The sequence below is a fragment of the Lichenicoccus roseus genome (assembly GCF_005844085.1).
GTDB lineage: Bacteria > Pseudomonadota > Alphaproteobacteria > Acetobacterales > Acetobacteraceae > Lichenicoccus > Lichenicoccus roseus.
Genome location: NZ_VCDI01000004.1, coordinates 335,080 through 347,667, shown reverse-complemented (window position 1 = coordinate 347,667; position 12,588 = coordinate 335,080). Strand labels below are relative to the sequence as shown.

11 protein-coding genes and 1 pseudogene are annotated in these 12,588 nt (G+C 69.2%); 9 read left to right on the top strand and 3 right to left on the bottom strand.

Translation table 11 applies throughout. The features are described from left to right. Positions 1 to 181 precede the first annotated feature (181 nt). The 3 genes from FE263_RS13955 to FE263_RS13945 all read left to right on the top strand — a co-directional run bounded on the left by FE263_RS13955 (position 182) and on the right by FE263_RS13945 (position 4,308). Positions 182 to 1,537 (top strand): hypothetical protein, encoded by a 1,356-nt coding sequence (locus tag FE263_RS13955; protein WP_138326615.1) that lies wholly within the window; start codon positions 182 to 184, stop codon positions 1,535 to 1,537. A 75-nt stretch (positions 1,538 to 1,612) separates the two neighbouring features. Beyond that, positions 1,613 to 3,097 carry a hypothetical protein gene (locus FE263_RS13950; protein WP_138326614.1) on the top strand — a complete coding sequence of 495 codons (1,485 nt, stop codon included), beginning with the start codon at positions 1,613 to 1,615 and terminating at the stop codon, positions 3,095 to 3,097. Between the two features lie 131 nt (positions 3,098 to 3,228). Further along, positions 3,229 to 4,308 carry an NAD(P)-dependent alcohol dehydrogenase gene (locus FE263_RS13945; RefSeq protein ID WP_138326613.1) on the top strand — a complete coding sequence of 360 codons (1,080 nt, stop codon included), beginning with the start codon at positions 3,229 to 3,231 and terminating at the stop codon, positions 4,306 to 4,308. On the opposite strand, the gene FE263_RS13940 is transcribed toward FE263_RS13945, so the two are convergent. Further along, positions 4,295 to 5,770 carry an aldehyde dehydrogenase family protein gene (locus tag FE263_RS13940; RefSeq protein ID WP_205880384.1) on the bottom strand — a complete coding sequence of 492 codons (1,476 nt, stop codon included), beginning with the start codon at positions 5,768 to 5,770 and terminating at the stop codon, positions 4,295 to 4,297. The two genes, FE263_RS13945 and FE263_RS13940, sit on opposite strands and share 14 nt — an antisense overlap. 150 nt (positions 5,771 to 5,920) lie before the next feature. On the opposite strand from FE263_RS13940, the gene sppA reads away from it, so the two are divergent. The 3 genes and pseudogenes from sppA to FE263_RS13925 all read left to right on the top strand — a co-directional run bounded on the left by sppA (position 5,921) and on the right by FE263_RS13925 (position 7,514). Then, positions 5,921 to 6,871 carry a signal peptide peptidase SppA gene (gene sppA / locus FE263_RS13935; RefSeq protein WP_138326612.1) on the top strand — a complete coding sequence of 317 codons (951 nt, stop codon included), beginning with the start codon at positions 5,921 to 5,923 and terminating at the stop codon, positions 6,869 to 6,871. 9 nt (positions 6,872 to 6,880) lie between these two features. Further along, positions 6,881 to 7,192, top strand: a pseudogene (locus FE263_RS13930) (integration host factor subunit beta); the annotation flags it as partial. A 118-nt stretch (positions 7,193 to 7,310) separates the two neighbouring features. Then, positions 7,311 to 7,514, top strand: a complete 204-nt coding sequence (locus tag FE263_RS13925) for a hypothetical protein (RefSeq protein ID WP_138326610.1) — start codon at positions 7,311 to 7,313, stop codon at positions 7,512 to 7,514. Here the strand turns inward: FE263_RS13925 and FE263_RS13920 are convergent. Further along, the gene (locus FE263_RS13920) at positions 7,505 to 8,452 is read right to left on the bottom strand and encodes a helix-turn-helix domain-containing GNAT family N-acetyltransferase (protein WP_138326609.1); all 948 of its coding nucleotides are present in this window, start codon (positions 8,450 to 8,452) and stop codon (positions 7,505 to 7,507) included. The genes FE263_RS13925 and FE263_RS13920 overlap by 10 nt on opposite strands. A gap of 139 nt (positions 8,453 to 8,591) precedes the next feature. Here FE263_RS13920 and FE263_RS13915 point away from each other — a divergent pair, with 139 nt between their 5' ends. The 3 genes from FE263_RS13915 to FE263_RS13905 all read left to right on the top strand — a co-directional run bounded on the left by FE263_RS13915 (position 8,592) and on the right by FE263_RS13905 (position 11,443). After that, positions 8,592 to 8,885, top strand: a complete 294-nt coding sequence (locus FE263_RS13915; RefSeq protein ID WP_205880382.1) for a hypothetical protein — start codon at positions 8,592 to 8,594, stop codon at positions 8,883 to 8,885. Positions 8,886 to 8,956: 71 nt separating this feature from the next. After that, positions 8,957 to 9,949, top strand: a complete 993-nt coding sequence (locus tag FE263_RS13910) for a hypothetical protein (RefSeq protein WP_171034109.1) — start codon at positions 8,957 to 8,959, stop codon at positions 9,947 to 9,949. A gap of 36 nt (positions 9,950 to 9,985) precedes the next feature. Next, positions 9,986 to 11,443: a mannose-1-phosphate guanylyltransferase/mannose-6-phosphate isomerase gene (locus FE263_RS13905; protein ID WP_138326608.1), complete on the top strand. Its 1,458-nt coding sequence runs from the start codon at positions 9,986 to 9,988 to the stop codon at positions 11,441 to 11,443. On the opposite strand, the gene FE263_RS13900 is transcribed toward FE263_RS13905, so the two are convergent. Then, positions 11,440 to 12,588: a DUF1501 domain-containing protein gene (locus FE263_RS13900; protein WP_138326607.1), complete on the bottom strand. Its 1,149-nt coding sequence runs from the start codon at positions 12,586 to 12,588 to the stop codon at positions 11,440 to 11,442. The genes FE263_RS13905 and FE263_RS13900 overlap by 4 nt on opposite strands.

The following is a 12,588-nucleotide window of genomic DNA, read 5'->3' as shown; positions in this document are numbered from 1 at the left end:
GAAGCAGGCCGCCTGGCGCCCGGAAGCTTTACCGCCGGGTCCGACGCGTGCTAGTTTGATGCCATACTGAAACAAGCAAGGGCACCGGTGGGCGAAAGCCTGACGGTGCCTTTTTGCTTTGGTCCCCGCCATCCGGCCGGCGGCCGCATCAGCAAGCCTCGCAATTCGGAGACCGCATACGATGGCGATGCCACGTCCGCTCCCGGCTGTACTGGCGACAGCCCTGCTGTCCGCCTGGATGCTCTACGCGACGGAGGCCGGTGCGCAGCCCGCCTTCTCCAAGACCGGCGCCGGCGCCTTCAGCAACGTCACTACCAGCCTGCTGGTCAACGACGCCGGCGGCCTGTTCCAGACCCAGGGTTCGGTGCTCTGCCAGGCGCCGCAGACCGGCCAGCTCACCAGCCCGTCGGGCGTCTGCATGCAGTATACCCCGAGCATTCCGTTCATCGGCGGGGCTGCGGCCATCTTCGGGCTGAAGGGTGCCGTCACCGACTACGCAAGCCCGCCGCTGACGGTGCGGATCGACGCCCGGCCGGGCAGTTCCACCATCACCGTCGCGAGCATTGCCGCCACCGCCAATATCAGCACCGTCGGCACCATCGGTTCGGTCAGGACGCTGAGCACGCTGGCCGCCTCGGTCGCCGGGGCGCTGCCGGCAGGGGAGACCATCATTGGCGCGGTTGCGGGTGTCGGCGGCACGGTGCTGACGCTTTCGGCGCCGACTCTGGCCGACCTGCCGCCGGGCTCCACCCTGACGTTCGCGACCAACACCGGCGCGCAGCAGTTCACCGGCATCGCCTCGTCGGTCGACCTCACCGCGCACCAGGGGCCCGGTTCCGGAGGCCAGGCCTGGGGCGGCAATTTCATCGTCGAGGCCGAGGCTGGCTCCAACGGCTCGATCCACGGCATCGAGATCGACGTCGCGAACTTCTCCGCGAGTGTCGGTGGTTTTGGTGTCTGGCTCGGCAACAACGGCAACCAGAACATGGCCGCCGGCCTGTTCGTCGGACCGGGCGTCGGCGGCGCGGGCTGGCAGGAGGGGGTCGAGAGTGTGTCGGCGGTGAACGACGACCTGCTGTCGATCTCGTCTGCCACCAATTTCGGCAACGATCGCGGCACGCACGCTGTCGGCAGCCTCTACCAGGGCAGCTATGGCACTGCGATCCTGCAGGGCGTCAACCCGAACGGCTCGACACCGACCACGCGGGCGCTGTTCACCATCACCCCGAAGGGCGGCATCGTCGACAGTTCGGTGACACTGGTCGGCGCCGGCAGCGGCGGTACGCAGGGCGCGGTCAACGGATCGACCGGCATGATCCTGGTCTGCAGCGGCACGCTCGCCACCTTCACGGTGAACCTGCCGACGCTGCCGCTGCCGAAACAGCTCTACAAGATCGCCTCGGAATGCAACGTGACGGCGCTGAGCATCGCAGTACCGGGCGGTACGACCGTGATGGGCGCCGCCGCAACGATCACGCCGACCGCGCCGCTCGGCTTCGTCTACGACAATGACCGGCTAGTCTGGCTGCGCTGGTAGCACGGCTGCCGGCAAAAGCTGCTACAGCGGGGCAGGCGGTCGGCGGACGGGACGGACCGCAGCGGGGTTTCCGGATTGGTCTCGTACAGGCATCTGCTGCCCGACCCCGTGTTCGAGTGCGACCGGCTTTGGTACCTGCGCACGGGTGCCCGCCAGGCGGTGGTCCTGAAGCACCGCGATGGCGCGCCGATCGACGGCTTCGGTTCCGGCTGGGAGCCAGTACTAGCCTATGACGGGCTCGACCCCGTTTACCTGCTGGCCTTCGAGGCGGCGACCGGCGCCAGGGCGACCTGGATCGTGTCGATGGACGGCAGGCGGCTGGGCGACCGGCTCTCCGATCTCGGCCCTGCGGACCGGGACGCTCTGCAGATGTCGGTGCGCGCGCGGGGTCTCGCCTTGCCGGAGGGCCTGATTGGCGACGGACTGCAATTCATCGAGGCTCGCCTGCGGCGGGAGATCCTGGCGTTGGCGGACGCCGCGCCGTCCGAGGCCAGGCCGGCCGGTTTCGCAGCACCCGGTGACCTGCGGTGTTTTGCGCGCAATCCACCTGTACCGGATGCTGCCTCGTTCACCTTCGGCGCCGGCTGGTCACGGCAGGAGAATGCCCCGCCCCGCGCGGTGGCGTCGCCGTGCGCGGCCGGCCTGCCGATGGTGCCGGCGTCCTCGCGACGCCTCCTCAGCGTCACCCTGTTGCCCTTGCAGGCGGAAGTCAGCCTCCCCGATGAGATCGCGATCCTTGCCGATGGCGTCCTGGTCGGCACCGCCCGGCTGGACCCGCGCTGGCAACGCGACGGTGCGCGCTACGCCTTCTGGCTCCGTCCCACGCACGGGTCGCCGCGAGACCTGGCGCTCGAATTCCGCCACGCCGGCGGCTTCGATCTGGCCGGCCTCGAGCTCTCACTCGGCAACCGGCCGGCGCCGGCCGCCGGTGGCGATGCCGAGTTGATGCAGCTGTTCGAGAACCTCGGTGACAACTGCGAATTCGGCCTGGTGCAGCGGCACTTCGCGGCGGAACCGGTCGGTCTGCTGCGGTTTGCCGGACTGGGCGACGTCTATCGCCTGATCCGCCTTCTCGACGACCGGTTTGGCAACCTTGGAGAGCCGGGTTCGCTGCGCACCATCGTCGTCGGCGGCGAATACTGGATCCAGGATCGGATCTACGGCATCGCCTACCATACCTTCCGCACCCAGCACGACAGCGACGCGGAGACCGTGTTGCACGACAACGAGATCAAGACCCGATACCTCGCCCGCAAGCTGGGGGAAGATCTCGAGGATGGCGAAAAGATCTTCGTCTACAAGCGCGCGGTGACGCAGGATCGGCACGAGATACTGGCCCTGCATGCGGCACTCAACCAATTTGGGACCTCGAACAAGCTGTTCTGGGTCACGCCGGCAGATGCACGGCACCAGCCCGGCGAGGTCGAGTGGGTATCCGACCGGCTATTGCGTGGCTACCTGGATACGATATCGCTGAGCAACGCCCATGATTTCGATCCCGATCTCTGGCTGCTCCTTTGCAGGACCGCAGCAGCCGCGTTCGACGCCGCCCAATCGTGAGAGGTTCGCAACGTGCGCGAGACGCGCACCGGCGTATCGCGCATACTCTCAATAGCCCGACGCGAAGTTCGGGATCATAGGGACGCAGTCCTGAACAAGACTGTGGACCCGTTCAGGGAAGGCAGCAATCGATGGCAATGAAGATGAAGGCCGCAATCTTCGTCGAGAAGGGTCGCATCGTACTCGACGACAAGCCGATCCCCGAGATCGGTCCGATGGATGCGCTGATGCGTGTCACCACCACGACGATCTGCGGCACCGACGTGCATATCCTGAAGGGAGAGTATCCGGTCGCACGAGGCCTGACGATCGGGCACGAGCCGGTCGGCGTCATCGAGAAGCTCGGTTCCTCCGTGCAAGGCTTTCGCGAGGGCCAGCGGGTGATCGCCGGCGCCATCACGCCGTCCGGCTGGAGCAATGCCTGCCTGTGCGGCTGCGGCTCGCAGGACGGCGCCGGCACCAAGCATGGCTGGCAGGCCATCGGCGGCTGGAAGTTCGGCAACACCATCGATGGCTGCCAGGCGGAGTACGTCCGCGTGCCCGACGCGATGGCAAACCTCGCGCCCATCGATGACGGCGTGAGCGACGAGCAGGTGCTGATGTGTCCGGATATCATGTCGACCGGGTTTGCCGGCGCCGAGACCGGCGGCATCGCCATCGGCGACACCGTCGCGGTGTTCGCGCAGGGCCCGATCGGGCTGTGCGCCACCGCCGGCGCCAAGCTGCTCGGTGCCACCCGCATCATCGTGGTCGACACCGTGCCGGCGCGGCTCGAAATGGCCAGGCGCATGGGCGCCGACGAGGTGGTGGATTTCAGGCACGAGAATCCGGTCGAGGCGATCATGCGACTGACCGACGGGCGCGGCGTGGACGTCGCCATCGAGGCGCTTGGCACGCAGGCGACCTTCGAGGCGGCGTTGCGCGTGCTGCGTCCCGGCGGCGTGCTGTCGAGCCTCGGCGTCTATTCTGGGGACCTGACGATCCCGCTGGACGCCTTCGCGGCAGGGCTCGGCAACAAGTCGATCCGCAGCACGCTGTGCCCCGGTGGCAAGGAACGCATGCGACGCATGCTGGCGGTGATCTCGTCCGGACGTGTCGATCTCGGCGGCCTGGTCACCCACCGATATCATCTTGAGCAGATCGAGCAGGCCTACGACCTGTTCGCCAACCAGCGAGACGGCGTGCTGAAGGTCGCCATCAAGGTCTCGTAGCGGGAGGCCGCGCCCGGCTTCCGCCCAGCATCACGGCCAGCGCCCGCCTGGTCATGGCGCCGTGCGGCGGCGTCATCCATGTAAAGCCGCTGAACCGGCCCGGACGATAGACTGCGCGCCGGTGGGAAAAGCGCAGGAAGCCGGCATGGCCGTGGTAGGCGCCGGTGCCGCTCTGCCCGAAGCCGCCGAAGGGCAGGCCCGGCTGCGCGCAATGCAGCAGCGTGCCGTTCACGGTGACCCCGCCCGAGCGGGTGCGGTCGAGCACCCGGCGCTGCTGCGCCGGATCGTCGGTGTAGCAATAGAGGCCAAGCGGCACCGGACGCGCATCGAGGAACGTCAGCGCCTCGTCGAGCGTGTCGTAAGGCAGCACCGGCAGCACCGGCCCGAAGATCTCCTCCTGCATCACCGAGGCGCTGCGGGTTGCCTCGCCCAGATCGGGGAGAACCACCACGGTCGGCGGCAGCCGGCGCTGCGCGCGCTGCTCGGCGCGGCGGTCCGCACGGTCCTCGGGATGGCGCAGGATCGGCAGGCCACGGCGCTCCGCGTCATCCACCAGCCCGGCCAGGCGATCCAGGTGCCGCTCGCTGATCTGGGCGGTGTAGTCCGCATTGCCTGCAAGCGTCGGGTAGAGCCGCGCGGCGGCCTCGGCCAGCGCGTGGGCGGTGGCGTCGAGATGGGCGCGCGGCACCAGCACGAAGTCCGGCGCCAGGCAGGTCTGGCCGGCATTGAAAAACTTTCCCACGGCGAGGCTGTGCGCGGTGCGCCGGCGGGCGGCGGCGTCGGCGACGCTGTCCGGGCACAGCAGAGCAGGCGACTTGCCGCCGAGCTCCAGCGTGACCGGCACCAGCCTGGCGGCGGCTTCCTGCATCACCGCGCGGCCGACGCCGGTCGAGCCGGTGAACAGCAGGTGGTCGAACTCCAGGGCGCAGAAGGCGCGTCCCACCGTTGCGTCGCCTGGCGTCACGGCGATCTCCGCGCGGTCGAATTCGTCGCCGAGCATGATGGCCAGCAGCCCGGCGCAGGCGGGGGCAAGTTCGGACGGCTTGAGCATGATCCGGTTGCCGGCGGCGAGCGCGTCCACCACCGGCTGGAGGGACAGCAGGAACGGGTAGTTCCAGGGCGAGACGATGCCGACGCAGCCGGCCGGCCGTATCTCCACCCAAGCGCGGCCGGGCTGGAAGCGCAGGCCGACCGGCACCCGGCGCGGGCGCATCCAGCGTCCGACCCTGGCCCGCGCGTAGGCGATGGCGTCCAGCAGCGGCAGGATCTCGGCGAGCACCGTCTCCGGCCGTGCGCGGTTGCCGAAATCCTCCATCAGCGCCCGCTGCATTCGGTCGGCATGGCAGTGCACCATTCCCTCCAGCCGTGCCAGCGCGGCGCGGCGCTGCGCGACGTCGGGGATCGGCTGGCGCATCGCCGCCTGTTTCTGGACGAGTAGGGTATGCTGCAACTGTCCGGTCATGTCGGCTCGCCTCTCTGTGCTGTCAGCAACGCCCGGACGCACGCCGGATCGATTTGCCGCCGCAGGATTTTGCCGTAGCTTCAGCGTCGCAGTCGCCCGACGAACCCGGTCGACCGATGAAGCCGGATGACAGATGAGCCCAGCAGCCTGATGAGCCTCGAATCGGATCTGGTGGCGGATCGGTTGCGTCTGAAGCGCAACCTGGCGTTCTGGCGCGTGGCGGCGGTGCTGGCCTTCATGGTCGCCGTGCTCGGCTTCGGCGGCTTCGGCCTGCACCACGCCGCCGGGCCGCATCTCGCGCGGCTCAAGGTGGACAACATCATCACCGACGATGCCGATCGCATTGCCCGGATCGACCGCGCCCGCAAGGATCCGAACGTCAGGGGCATGATCCTGTCGATCGACAGCCCCGGCGGGTCGGTCGCCGGCGGCGAGAACCTGCATGACGCCATCGCCCGCTTCGCAGCCGCCAAGCCGGTGGTGACCGTGATGGGCGGTACCGCCGCCTCGGCCGGCTACATGATCGCGGTGCCGTCGGCGCGCATCTTCGCGTCCAATGCGACGCTGACCGGCTCGATCGGGGTGCTTCTGCAGTCTCCGGACGTCTCCGGATTGCTCGACAAGGTCGGGATCGGCGTCGACGAGCTGGTCTCCGGTCCGCTGAAGGGGCAGCCCAGCGTCGTCAAGCCGCTGTCGCCGGAAGGCCGGGTCATGCTGCAGGGCGTGGTGATGGATCTCTACGACCAGTTCGTCGGCATGGTGGCGAGCGGGCGGCACATGGACGTGGCGCGGGTGCGCGAACTGGCGGATGGCAGGCCCTATACCGGCCATCAGGCGATCGGCCTCGGCCTGATCGACCAGATCGGCACCGAGCAGGATGCACGCGACTGGCTGAAGGCGAACAGGCACATCGCCCTCGAGCTGCCGGTGCGGTCCCTCGATGCGCCTGCGCAGGGGCCGTGGTGGCGCCGCAGGATGGGCGCCTCGATGGACGGCCTGCTGCTGTCGGCGCTGGATGTTCTCGTTTCGGGCACGGCCGCAAAAACCTTTGCAGCGCAAGGACTTGTCCTTGACGGCCCGGTGGCGCTCTGGCAGCCTTGAAGGCCTGTTCGGGGGGACAGGATGACCAAGTCGGAGTTGATCGCAGAGCTCGCTTCGGCCAATCCGCACCTGCTCAGCCGTGACATCGAGCTGATCGTCTCCACCGTCTTCGACGAGATCACCGCGGCCCTCGCGCGCGGAGCACGGGTCGAGTTGCGCGGCTTCGGCGCCTTCACCATCAAGCAGCGGGACGCCCGCACCGGACGCAATCCACGCACCGGCGAGGCGGTCGCGGTGGGCGAGAAGGTGGTGCCCTTCTTCAAGGCTGGCAAGGAACTGCGCGAGCGGGTCAACAAGCGTCCGACAGGCCGGCGTGCGTAGGCGTCGTAGTCTAGCGTTCTTGATTTGTTCAGGACTGGTTGCTATGGTTCCTGACAGGTCGGGGCAACCGGAGGGCCATTCGATGCGAGGGTCGTTGGGGGGCGCGATTTGCCTGCTCATGCTCGCCGGCATCGCCTGTCAGCCGGCGTCGGCGCATGAGCAACTGCTACGCTGCGCGACCTCCCCGGCCACGGCTCGCCCGGGCCATCGCGTGCAGCATTTCGCCGAGAGGCCATTTTACGCGCCGGTGCTGAACGCGATGTTCTTCTCCCACCCGGACACGCTCTGCCGCTGGAAGGCGCCTGCCCGCTATCACGGCTGATCCGAGGCCGGCGCGTCCCGAAGGGTCTTCTCCCAGGTCTCGCCCTGCACCGGCTCGCCGAATTCGTGGTGAACATCCGATGCGATGCAAACGAAGCCGTGGCGTGCATACAGGCGTCGGGCTGATTCCAGGACCGTATGGGTCCAGAGGGTGATCCGGTCGTATTCGTGCTCGCGGGCGAAGCCGGTGCAGGCGTCGACCAGCGCGTCGCCGATCCCCCGGCGGCGGGCGAACGGCTCCACATGCAGCAGCCGGAGCCGTGCCGCGTGCCCGCGATCAGTCGGGCCTTCGTCGGTCAGGAACACCGCGCCCGCCATGACGCCATCGAGCCCGGCGACCCAGCACTGCTCGCGCCCCGGTTTGAAGCGGCGCAGGAAGGCAGCCGCGGTCTCCGCGACCAGGGTTTCCAGCTCGTGTCCCCAACCATGGCTTTCGGCGTAGAGCATCGCCTGCCGCGCGGCGATCTGGCTGACCTCGCCGGCCTGGGCGGGTCGTAGCGCAAGCTCGGCGGGAGAGGCTGGATCCAGCAGCAGGCGTGCCCTGGTCAGCGCCTGCACGAGGTCGTTCCGTTCGGTCCGGCCGAGCCGGCCCAGATCCTGCGCCACGGCCGCGCGCTGGCGCTGGTCGATCGCATCGGCAACAGCTCGGCCCGCTGCCGTCACGGCGATGGCGCGGGCACGTGCATCGGCGCCGGTCCGCTCGCGGGTGATCAGGCCATGCTTCTCGAAACCAGCGAGCATGCGGCTCAGGTAGCCGCGATCCAGCCGCAGGGCGCCCTGCAGCATGTTGGCCATCACCGGCTGCCGCCGGACGATCTCGAACAGCAGCCGCGCCTCGGACAGGTTGAGGTCGCTATCCAGGAATCGTCGGTCGATCGCCCCGACATGGCGGGTGAAGAAGCGGTTGAAGGTCCGTACCGCCTCGATTGCGTGCTCCATGCAACCCACTACGACCATATAGTTGACCGGGTCAACTATACTGGAAAGGCTGCCCGGCAGGAAGCGGTCTTGCGACCGGCAGCCGGTTCGCCCAGAACAGCCCGGCGGCCCATCCGGTGCTGTTGCGGAGAGCAGTGCGATGTTCAGGAAGTCGACTGGCGAGGCAACCTCGTCCCGTCCGAAGGAAGCCGATGCCAAGCCCCGGACCGGCACGCCGTCCGCCGCCACGGCGGCTGCGACCAGCAACGGCAAGCTCGCCTACGAGGCGCGGCGGGCTGCCAAGGCGGGCGTCAGCCTCGACCGCTGGATGGCCGACAAGCAGAAGCGCGTGCAGGCCGAGCAGGAGGCCGAACGCCGCGCCGTGAAGGCCCGCACCCCGACCAAGCCGGGCCTGTTCAAGCGGCTGCTCGACCGGGCGCACAAGCCGATCTGACCGCCGACCCGCATCGCGCCTATTCGGTCGCCCTGCACGCCGACTGGAGCGTGCAGGCAGCGAAGCGCTGGATGACCATCGCGACAAGGCGCGACCGCGTCTGGAGCGTGGCTGCGCCTGAACCGGTCGGTGCGGTCGCGAGCCTGCTCGAGCGGTTGCGCGGGCTTGCCGCGCCACCCGGTGGTGCGATCGCCTTCGGCATCGACTGTCCGCTGGGACTGCCGCGCGCCTATGTCGAGCGCCATCCTGGCCCGGCGGACGATTTCCGCGGCTTCCTGGCGTCCCTGGCCGCGGATCCGGGATATCCGGAGGCAAGCTTCCTGCAGGTCTGTGCCGGTCTGAACGAGGTCGACGCCACACGGCCATTCTATCCGGCGCGTGGTGTGCGCGGCATGAGCCGCGCCGCGCATGCCGCAGCACTCGGGTTGGCCAGCGCGGCTGACCTGTCGCGCCGGTGCGATCGGGCGACGGCGACCCGCCCGGCCGGAGCGCCGGTGTTCTGGACACTGGGCGCCAACCAGTCCGGCAAGGCCGCGATCTCGGCTTGGCGCGAACTGGTGCTACCCGAACTCTGCGCCAGGCCCGACCGGCTGCGTCTCTGGCCGTTCGACGGCACCCTGGCCGCCTGCGTCGCGACCGGTGGCGATCCGGCGGGCGTGGTCACGCTGGCGGAGACCTACCCGGCCGAGGCGCTCGACCAGCTCGGCCTGCGCCTGGCTTGCGCAGGGCATCCATCCCCGGGCATGCGCGGCAGCAAGCGCCGGCAGGACGACCGGGCTGCCCTTGGCGGCGCGCTGCTCGCCAGCCTGGATCGGGTCGGCGCGGCCGCCGAGCCGCGCTTGCGCGACATGGCGCTGTCGGGCTTCGGCAGCGATCCCGCCGGCGAGGACCGTTTCGATAGCGTGGCAGGCCTGCTGTGCGTGCTTTCGGTCCTCGGCGGCTTCCGTCGCGACCACGTTCCGGACGATGCCTGGGTGCGGCGGTGGGAAGGCTGGGTCCTCGGCCAGGGGCCCGGCGATACCGGAAGCGCCAATGCTGGAAGCCTGGAAGCGGCATCGCTATGATCGCCTTGCAAAACGTTAGCGGGGGTCGTCCGGATCATGGACAGTGAGGTTCAGCTTGCGACGGTGCCCGTCGACGGCGTCACCGTGGTTCCGGTCATCCTGTCGGGGGGATCCGGCAGCAGGCTCTGGCCGGTCTCGCGTGCGAGCTTCCCGAAGCAGCTCTGGCCGCTGATTTCCGAGCGCTCGATGCTGCAGGAGACCGCGCTGCGCGGTGTCGGCAGCGGCTTCGCACCGCCGATCATAGTCTGCAACCAGGAGCACAGGTTCCTGATCGCCGAGCAGATGCGCGAAGCCGGGATCGAGGGCGCGCGCATCGTGCTGGAGCCGGTGGGCCGCAACTCCGCGCCGGCCCTGGCGGCGGCTGCCCTGCTCGTCGCCGAGGAGAACCCGCAATCGGTGCTCTGGATGATGGCCGCCGACGCCGCGATCACCAAGCCGGCGGCGCTGGCGGAAGCGGTCTCCGCCGCCGTCGCTGCCGCCATCGGCGGCCGCATCGTCACCTTCGGCATGAAGCCGGTGCGGCCGGAGACCGGCTACGGCTATATCGAGGCCGGTGCGCCGCTGGCCGGGCTGCCCGGCGTGCGCGAACTCACCGCCTTCGTCGAAAAGCCGGATGCCGCGCGGGCGGCCGAGCTGTTCCAGTCCGGGCGCCATCTCTGGAACTCCGGCATGTTCGTGTTCACCGCCGAGACGTTGCTGGAGGAGATGCAGCTCTATGCGCCGGCCGTGCTGGCGGCGGCGCGCAAGGCGGTGGAGGCGCGCACCAGCGACCTGCATTTCATCCGGCTCGACCCGGCGACGTTCCGCCAGGCGCCCGACATCAGCATCGACTACGCGGTCGCCGAGCATACGAGCCGGGCCGCCGTGGTCCCCGCCGATCTTGGCTGGTCAGATGTCGGAAGCTGGGACGCGCTTTGGGAGATCAGCCCGAAGGACGCCACCGGCAACGTGGCGATCGGCGACGTCTTCCTCGAGCATACCAACAATTGCTACGTCCGCAGCGACGGCATCGTCACCGCGGTGACCGGCCTGCAGGACGCCATCGTGGTGGTGACCGAGGATGCGGTGATGGTGACCCATCGCGACCGCGCCCAGGACGTGAAGAAGGTGGTCGAGCGGTTGCGCGCGCACGGCCGGCACGAGGCGGTGGCGCATAATCGCGTTTACAGGCCATGGGGCTTCTCGGAGAGCCTCACTGCCGGCGATCGCTTCCAGGTCAGGCGCGTGCTGATCTCGCCAGGCGCGCAGATCGCCATGCAGAAGCACTATCACCGCGCCGAGCATTGGATCGTGGTGGCGGGCGTGGCGCTGGTGACGCGCGAAGGCGAAGAGACGCTGGTGCGCGAGAACGAGAGCATCTACCTGCCGCTCGGCTGCGAGCACCGGCTGGAGAATCCCGGCCGCATCCCGCTCACGCTGATCGAGGTGCAGTCCGGACCCTATCTCGGCGAGGACGACATCGTCCGGTCGGGCGGCGGGGAGGCCGACAGCTAGGCGACGATCAGGCCGGTCATCGGGCGGCCCGGCGGGGCGGCGGCGAACAGGGCGCGTGCGACCTTGCCCGGGTCGATGCCCAGGCTCTCGCCCGCGACGCCGGCGATCAGCGCGTCGAGACCGGTGGTCGGGCGCAGGTCGCGCTGCTCATAGAGCTGCCCGGCGGCGAGACCCGGCCAGTCCGCGATCACCCGGCCACCACGGACCGCGCCGCCCGCCAGGATGGCCACCGCGCCGGTGCCGTGGTCGGTGCCGCCGGTACCGTTGATTGCCGCCGTGCGGCCGAATTCGGTGGCGATCAGCACGGTCGTCCGGCTCCAGACCGCACCGAGACCGTCCTGCAGGGCCGCCAGCATGGTGTCCAGCGCCTTCAGCTGCGCCGCGAGGCGCGGGGCCTGCGCATTGTGCGTGTCCCAGCCCCCGGTCTCGATCATCGCGATCCGGGGGCCGTTCTCCTGCACGAGGAAGCTGGCCGACAGCCGGCCGAGACTGGCCGGGTCCTGCTTGGCAGACACGTGCCCGGCCAGGGAGCTGGCGTTCAACGCGGCATCCCAGAGCGGGTGCAGCTGCGGATCGGCGTCGTACAGCGTCGCGACGCGCGTCATCAGGTCGTCGCTGGGTTGCGGCAGGCTGGACGGCGCATACGACGAGACCGGCGTCTTGCCGCGCAGCGCCATCGGCACGGTGTCGGCGACCGCGATGGCCTCGTCACGTATGCGCGGCAGCAGCGATGCCAGCCGGTTCAGCCATCCGTCCTTCAGCTGATAGGGACGCGAGCCGCCGGTCTCCAGCACGTTCTGGCCGTCGAAATGCGACCGGTCCCGATAGGGCGACGCCACCGCATGCACGAACAACGCCTGGCGTTGCGCATACATCCGGCCAAGTTCGACCATGGCGGGATGCAGGGCGAACAGCCCGTCCAGTCGGATCGGCTTCGACGCACCGTCCGCGAGGGATCCGCGCAGGGCACTGTACGCAGGGTCGCCACAAGGGCGCACGATATCCAGCCCATCGGCGGCGCCCCGCTGGATGATGAAGACGAAACGCCGATCGGTGCCGACGCTGGCCAGCGCCATCTGCGGGTTGACCCATAGGGCGCCGGCGCCGAGTGCAGCGCAGGAAAGGAAGTTTCGGCGGACAAGCAT

Bases quoted from the DNA above. Each gene is read 5' to 3' on its own strand.
- FE263_RS13955 (WP_138326615.1), top strand. From the start codon at position 182: ATGGCGATGCCACGTCCGCTCCCGGCTGTACTGGCGACAGCCCTGCTG.
- FE263_RS13945 (WP_138326613.1), top strand. From the start codon at position 3,229: ATGGCAATGAAGATGAAGGCCGCAATCTTCGTCGAGAAGGGTCGCATC.
- FE263_RS13940 (WP_205880384.1), bottom strand. From the start codon at position 5,770: ATGACCGGACAGTTGCAGCATACCCTACTCGTCCAGAAACAGGCGGCG.
- sppA (WP_138326612.1), top strand. From the start codon at position 5,921: ATGAGCCTCGAATCGGATCTGGTGGCGGATCGGTTGCGTCTGAAGCGC.
- FE263_RS13925 (WP_138326610.1), top strand. From the start codon at position 7,311: ATGCTCGCCGGCATCGCCTGTCAGCCGGCGTCGGCGCATGAGCAACTG.
- FE263_RS13920 (WP_138326609.1), bottom strand. From the start codon at position 8,452: ATGGAGCACGCAATCGAGGCGGTACGGACCTTCAACCGCTTCTTCACC.
- FE263_RS13915 (WP_205880382.1), top strand. From the start codon at position 8,592: ATGTTCAGGAAGTCGACTGGCGAGGCAACCTCGTCCCGTCCGAAGGAA.
- FE263_RS13910 (WP_171034109.1), top strand. From the start codon at position 8,957: ATGACCATCGCGACAAGGCGCGACCGCGTCTGGAGCGTGGCTGCGCCT.
- FE263_RS13905 (WP_138326608.1), top strand. From the start codon at position 9,986: ATGGACAGTGAGGTTCAGCTTGCGACGGTGCCCGTCGACGGCGTCACC.
- FE263_RS13900 (WP_138326607.1), bottom strand. From the start codon at position 12,588: ATGCTTGTCCGCCGAAACTTCCTTTCCTGCGCTGCACTCGGCGCCGGC.